The organism is Bacteroides ndongoniae (assembly GCF_900108345.1).
Taxonomy (GTDB): Bacteria; Bacteroidota; Bacteroidia; order Bacteroidales; family Bacteroidaceae; genus Bacteroides; species Bacteroides ndongoniae.
The window spans coordinates 1-1379 of sequence record NZ_FNVV01000004.1 but is presented as its reverse complement, the minus strand read 5'-3'; the positions used below and the strand labels follow the sequence as shown (position 1 = coordinate 1379).

The 1379-nt window shown below is 33.4% G+C and carries 1 protein-coding gene and 1 pseudogene; both read left to right on the top strand.

Features of this window, described 5'->3' with window-relative positions:
* Positions 1-122 precede the first annotated feature (122 nt).
* Positions 123-491: pseudogene (locus BQ5591_RS00040) on the top strand (recombinase family protein); the annotation flags it as partial.
* A gap of 548 nt (positions 492-1039) precedes the next feature.
* Positions 1040-1279, top strand: coding sequence for a recombinase family protein (locus tag BQ5591_RS00035; RefSeq protein WP_071147962.1), 240 nt, complete (start codon positions 1040-1042; stop codon positions 1277-1279).
* The last annotated feature ends 100 nt before the right edge of the window (positions 1280-1379 follow it).

Genomic DNA, 1379 nt, shown 5'->3' with positions numbered 1-1379 from the left:
TTTCTTACTCCTTAACGATTCATTCTTGACAGTATTTCAATGATCTCTTTAATGTAATTTTGAACCGGCTAACACCGATTCTATTGTTTTATTTTTATTTATCGGTAAAAATTTACCGAAGTATTGAAGTAATAGAAATGCTAAATAAAAAAAAGATTAGCCTTTATATTCAGAATTATGCCATTGAGACTTTGACCCAAGAAGGTAATGTTAATGCTATAAGTCAGTTTCTAATTACCATATTAGCGGAAGTTGCACGAATGGAACGTAAGACAATAAGGGAACGAGTAGAAAGCGGTTACAATAACTTTCGAGCTAATGGTGGAAAGGTCGGTAGAAAAGCTGGATATATGAAGAGTGATGAAACGATGAAAAAAGAATACGCAGAAGAATTACGTCTGTTGAAAAAGGGATATTCGTTGCGAAATGTGTCAAAACTCACCCACACGAGCGTTAACACTTTGCGTAAGCTATATGATAAATTTTGTTAATTTTCAGTTTAAAGCAAGCAAAACAACGCCGACTATAGTTAAATAAATTCAAAATATTAATTGAAATAAAAATATAAATCAATTAAGATTTTATAAGTCTGATTATCAAAAAGTTACATACAAAACCCAACAAAAAGTCGGGCTTTTAACACTTCTTTTTCCAATTGCAATTTGTAGTATATTTGCAATGTAAAAAACAAACATCGAATTTAAAAATAAGAAATAAGGAGGGAAAATATGCAACAAAACGAAGGAAAGGGCTAAGAGCATAGCTATCTGAAAAAAGGGTTTTACGCTTATCCCTGCCGCGGTAAAAGTCTTGGGGCATTATTTAATGACCAAGAGGCGAAAAACAAATAAGTGCAGCGATGCACATCTTAATGTTTAATAGCTATGTTAACTTTGGAAACATGCACAAAAATACTAAACAATGGAAAAAAGAAATATAGCAATGAAGAAGTGAAGCAGATTAGGGAATATCTTTATTTACTGACACAACTTCAGATAGAGAGCGAAAACGGATTAGGTTAACTTGAAAAATTAATTTTATGAAAGCAAAGGTAAATAATCAAACTAATGTAATCATCTACTGCCGTGTCAGCACGGATGAACAGAGAAAAGGCACAAGTGTAGAAGTGCAGGAAGAGAGATTGAGAGGATATTGCAAATACAAAGGTTACAATATCATAGAACTCCCGAACTTCAAAGAAGATGAGAGTGCAAAGACGTTTAAGAAACGCCCTGTAATGCGGTCTATATTGAGAAGCTGTTTTGATTTCATTCGATAAATTTGTTAAGCATGATTTGGATGAATGCGATTTGTACCATGGCTTCCGCAGTTTCAGCGAGGAATTCATAATCGATGGTTAGCCTTCTGAAGTTTTCCAG

Excerpts from the sequence above, each read along its gene's own strand:
- BQ5591_RS00035 (WP_071147962.1), top strand. The coding sequence starts at position 1,040 with ATGAAAGCAAAGGTAAATAATCAAACTAATGTAATCATCTACTGCCGT.